Annotated in this window: 6 protein-coding genes; 2 read left to right on the top strand and 4 right to left on the bottom strand. The window is 63.9% G+C overall.

Going from position 1 to position 4,800, the window contains the following annotated elements; genetic code table 11:
• From EN906_RS23325 to EN906_RS23310, 4 genes are all read right to left on the bottom strand, one after another.
• A partial coding sequence (locus tag EN906_RS23325; RefSeq protein WP_127375406.1) for a trypsin-like peptidase domain-containing protein occupies positions 1-789 on the bottom strand: 789 nt, incomplete at its 3' end.
• Positions 790-1,037: 248 nt separating this feature from the next.
• Positions 1,038-1,757, bottom strand: a complete 720-nt coding sequence (locus EN906_RS23320) for an MBL fold metallo-hydrolase (RefSeq protein ID WP_127270210.1) — start codon at positions 1,755-1,757, stop codon at positions 1,038-1,040.
• A gap of 35 nt (positions 1,758-1,792) precedes the next feature.
• Complete coding sequence (locus tag EN906_RS23315) at positions 1,793-2,959, bottom strand: diphosphate--fructose-6-phosphate 1-phosphotransferase (protein ID WP_127270203.1); 1,167 nt, start codon at positions 2,957-2,959, stop codon at positions 1,793-1,795.
• 100 nt (positions 2,960-3,059) lie between these two features.
• The gene (locus EN906_RS23310; RefSeq protein WP_127270201.1) at positions 3,060-3,827 is read right to left on the bottom strand and encodes a L,D-transpeptidase; all 768 of its coding nucleotides are present in this window, start codon (positions 3,825-3,827) and stop codon (positions 3,060-3,062) included.
• A 224-nt stretch (positions 3,828-4,051) separates the two neighbouring features.
• Here EN906_RS23310 and EN906_RS38845 point away from each other — a divergent pair, with 224 nt between their 5' ends.
• Positions 4,052-4,174: a hypothetical protein gene (locus EN906_RS38845; protein ID WP_127270199.1), complete on the top strand. Its 123-nt coding sequence runs from the start codon at positions 4,052-4,054 to the stop codon at positions 4,172-4,174.
• Between the two features lie 96 nt (positions 4,175-4,270).
• A partial coding sequence (locus EN906_RS23300) for a LysE family translocator (protein WP_164777302.1) occupies positions 4,271-4,800 on the top strand: 530 nt, incomplete at its 3' end.

Raw genomic sequence — 4,800 nt, 5'->3', positions numbered from 1 at the left:
GCCATTGGGTGAATAGATCGCCGTGTTGATGCCCACGACATTGCCGGCGACATCCACCAGCGGACCGCCGGAATTGCCGTGGTTGATCGGCGCGTCGATCTGGATGAAATCGTCGAACGGGCCGCTATGCAGGTCACGGCCGCGCGCCGAGACGATACCTGCCGTGACGGTGGTGCCGATGCCGAACGGGTTGCCGAAGGCCAGCACCTGGTCGCCTGGCATGAGCTTGTCGGAATCACCCCATTTGACGGTCGGCAGGGGTTTGTCTGACTTGACCTTGAGTACGGCGAGATCGTTCTTGGCATCGCGGCCGACAAGCTTGGCCGGAAGTTCGGTGCCGTCGTCGAGCGTCACCTTGATCGAAGAAGCACCATCGATGACGTGGTTGTTGGTGACGACGGTGCCATCCGCGCCGACGATGAAGCCGGAACCCAGCGCCTCGGCGCGCTGCGGTTGCTGTTGCGGCGGCGTCTTGGGCGTCGGCATGCCCTGGTCACCGAAGAACTGGCGGAAATAGTCATCGAAGGGCGAGCCGCCGTCGAAAGGAGATGCATCGCTCATCGTTTCAGGCTGTGCCTTCATGACGGTGGTGACCGTCACCACCGCCGGCTTGTCGGCGGCAACGATGGGGGCGAACGAGCCATTGGGCGCGGTGATGCCGGCGACAGGCGTCTGGGTTGTCGGAATGGTGTTGCCCTCGCCTTGGGCGAAAGACATGACGAAGGGGGATATGATCAGCGCAGCGCCCAGCAAGGCCGCGACGCGATGCCTACGAAGGATATCTGACATGGTCGTTTGTCCGGGCGAGAGTTGATCCAGCGCCGTGGCCTCTCCCGTGCGGGGAAATCGGTCATCGGCGTGTCGAGGTCGCAATTGCCCGTCTCGCCTACATGGCAGCCAACCGGATCGACGGCCTTGCATCTAGGGCGCGGATTCGCCCGATTTAGGGTTTTAGGGCGACCTTACGAAGATTTAATATCCGCACGGCGGCAGGGCCGCAAAGTCGTCGGGCGGCACCTTGCTGTCTCGCTGGAGCCTCAGCCACCGGCGCTTCGCTCGAGATAGGCCGTGGCAATCTCGCGCATGCGCTTGCCGTCGAAGCTCGGTCCGTGTCCACCATGACCGATGCGGATCGGCAGGTCCAGCAGGCGCCGCATCGTGCTGACATAGGCGGCTCGGTCGGAATCCGGCAGGTCGTCGATCAGCATGGCGTCATAGATGGCATCGCCGCTGAAGAACAGGCCGTCGACCTCGTCGAACAGCGCGATCGAATCCGGTGAATGGCCCGGCAAATGCAGCACGCGAAATTGCCGGTCGCCAAGATCGACGACATCGCCCTCGTCCAGGGTTCGCGTCAACGGCGCGGGCGGGATCCTGTAGTCGGCCGACTTCCATCCAGGCGCCGGCGGTTTCGAGACGGCACCCTCGAGGTCATGAAACATGTAGGCGTAGGTCGCGGCCTCATCCATGGTCTCGAACCGAGCCGCGCTCATCCTTGGCCCGGCCCGCAACGGGAATTCATGCAGCGAGCCGACGTGGTCGAGATGGATGTGGGTGGCAACGACCAGCAGCGGCTTGCCCTCCGCCGTCTCGATCTGCGGCGCCAGCGGACAGATGCCCATGCCGGTGTCGACGAGCAGGTCGGCATCGCGACCGCGCAGATGCCAGATATTGGCCCGAACATAGGCATGGACGAAGGGCTCGGTCAGCATCGTCGTCTTGTCGTCGACGACGCTCCTGCTGAACCAGTCGGGCATCACCTGTGAGCCGGGCATCAAGTGTGAGCCCGGCATCAGACGAAGGGCTTCCCGACCTTGTACTTTTCCGGCACCAGCCGCTTGAGATAGGCCATGCCGGCATCCGACAGCTGATTGACATCGGGCTTCATGAAATCGTCCGGCATGTGGCGTGTCTTGCCGGCGACGTTCTTGAGCGGCACTTTCTTCAGCACCGTTCTGGTGCCGTCATATTGCAGGGCCACCGAGCCGCCGCCCTGTTCGGCGACGGTGACGGCGAAAGCGCCGGCATCGAACGCCTCCTGCGCGTCGACCGCGCTGATGGCGCCGATATAGCCGCGCGGCATGTAGCCGAGCGCATCGACGCGGGCCCGCTTGCCCGGCAGGCCTTCCGCCAACGCGCGCTCGAGTGCGGCCGGCAGGTCGCTGCCCGACAGCTTGACGTTGCCGTGCGCGTCGCGCTCAAGCTGGTCCGGCGGCACCAGGCTTTCGACCAGTGCCTTGCCGTCGGCGGTGCTGACCCCTTCCGAAACGGCGACGATGCAGCGCTTGTGGCGATCGAGCGTGGCGCGGACGTCGTCGATGAAGCCGGCGGCCGAGAATGGGCGCTCGGGCACGTAGACGAGGTGCGGGCCGCTGTCGGGGTCGAGCTGCCAGGCAGCGGCAGCCGCGGTCAGGAAGCCGGCATGCCGGCCCATGACGATGCCGACATAGATGCCGGGCAGCGCACGAAAATCGAGATCGACCGACAGGAAGGCGCCGGCGACGAACTCGGCCGCCGAAATGAAGCCCGGCGTGTGGTCGTTTTCCTCGAGATCATTGTCGATGGTTTTTGGCGCATGGACGAAGGCAATTGAGCCGCCGGCGGCATCGGTCAGGATCTGCTGGGTACCCGACGTGTCGTTGCCGCCGATATAGATGAAGGCGTCGGCGCCGGCCTTCTTCAGGCCGTTGAGGATGACATCGCAATAGGCGGCGTCGGGCTTGTCGCGGGTCGAGCCGAGGGCGGCGCTCGGCGTGCCGGCAATCAGCCGCAGCCGGTCCTCGGGGATGGCGGAAAGGTCGACATAATTGCCGTCACGGATGCCGCGCACGCCATGGATTGAGCCCAGCACCTTGGCACCTGGATGCCGCTTGCGGATCTCCAGTGTCGCCCCGACAACCGTCTGGTTGATGACGGCGGTTGGGCCGCCGCCCTGCGCGATGACAAACGTTCCAGCCATGCTTGATTTCTCCCGGCGCGATGGTTTTCAAGGCACCTTGGCCTGTCTTGCCGCATCGCGCAACGGGAGTTTCGAGCGGCGCCAACACGCCGCATAAGCGTCAGACGACGACGACCGGATTTTTCTTGGAGACGCGGCTGTAGAGGTCGATGATGTCCTGGTTGATCAGGCGCACGCAGCCCGACGACATCGCCTGGCCGATGCTCCACCATTCGGGCGAGCCGTGGATGCGATAGCCGGTGTCCTTGCCGTCCTGGTAGATGTAGAGGGCACGCGCGCCGAGCGGATTGGTGAGGCCGCCGGGCTGTCCGGCTTGCCATTTCACCAGTTCAGGCTTGCGGGCAATCATCTCTGGCGGCGGCGTCCAGGTCGGCCATTCCCTGCCGTACTGGATGTTGGCGCGACCCGACCAGCGGAAGCCATCCTTGCCGATGCCGACGCCGTAGCGAATGGCGTCGCCACCCGGCTGGACGAGATAGAGCATGCGCTCCTTGAGATGGACGACGATGGTGCCGGGCGCCTCGCCTGTCGTGTCGACGACGATCTGGCGGCGGAATTCCGGCTTGACCTTCAGATATGGCACTTCCGGCACGTTGAAGCCGCCGTCGGTCAGCCCGGCATACATGACGCCGGGGCTGGTGATGTTCTTGTCGACGCTGATGCTTGGCCGGATCGGCCGCACGGAACCCGTGGTGACGTCGTCGAGCTCGAGCTCCGGCAGACCCAAGCCCGAGGTCGAGCAACCGGCGGCGCTCAGCAGCGCGAGCGCCCCTGCCCCGGACAGGATGGCGCGGCGGGAAAGATGATGATCGGTTTCGATTGCGTCGCCATTTCGCGGCGGCGTCAGACCTTGCGGCAACTCACGCATATACCCAGACCCTACGCTGTCGGCGGGAAGCACGGTCCGGCCGGATAGCGGGCATTTTCATCATTCATGGTTGATAAAGCGTGAAGACATTGCACAGCCTGCATTTGCGCATGGCCTTGACGATGTCCGACCTTCTTGCCTGGGCTTGAACGAAGGCTGCTGCACAAAGAGACCTCGGTCGGGCCGGCGTTTCCTACTCCTCAAACCATCAGCGAGGGGCCTCCATGTGCAAGATCTTAAAAACCGACATCAAGCTTTTTGCCGCTGCCATTGTCGCGGCGGCAACCGTTCTCGGTGCCAATGTCAGCCTGGCCGATATCGTGAGCACGCTGAGCGGCGCGAACTGACACCGATCTGCCGCTGGCGCAGTCAGGGAAATCGCCTCTTTACATTCTCCTGGGCCTAAGGATTTATCCTCTTCTTTAAGCTCAAGGGAGACGAGCATGTCCTTCGAAAACTGGGCCGCCTTCGCCGCCGCGTCGACGATCCTCCTCATCATTCCGGGTCCGACCATCCTTCTCGTCGTGTCCTACGCGCTGGGCCAGGGCTGGCGTACCGCTCTGCCGATGGCAATCGGCGTGGCGCTGGGCGACTTCACCGCGATGACCTTGTCGATGCTGGGTATCGGCGCGCTGCTGGCAGCTTCGGCTGGTGTCTTCACCATCCTGAAGCTGATCGGCGCCGGCTATCTGATCTATCTCGGCGTGAAACTGTTTCGCGCCGGCGGCGCGCTGAAAGCCGAACCGCGCACCGACGCGGTCTCCTCGGCCAAGATGATGGCGCACGCCTGGCTGGTCACCGCGCTCAACCCGAAAAGCATCACCTTCTTCGTCGCCTTTCTGCCGCAGTTCCTCGACCGGCACGCCGATTTCTGGACGCAGATGCTGATCTTCGAGACGACCTTCCTGGCGCTCGCCTTCGCCAATGCCTTTGGCTATGCGCGGATCGCCTTGGGATTGCGCACCACGTTGCG

The organism is Mesorhizobium sp. M7A.F.Ca.CA.004.06.1.1, from assembly GCF_003999135.1.
Lineage (GTDB): Bacteria > Pseudomonadota > Alphaproteobacteria > Rhizobiales > Rhizobiaceae > Mesorhizobium.
The sequence above is the reverse complement of the archived record's forward strand: the minus strand, read 5'-3'. Positions and strand labels throughout refer to the sequence as shown.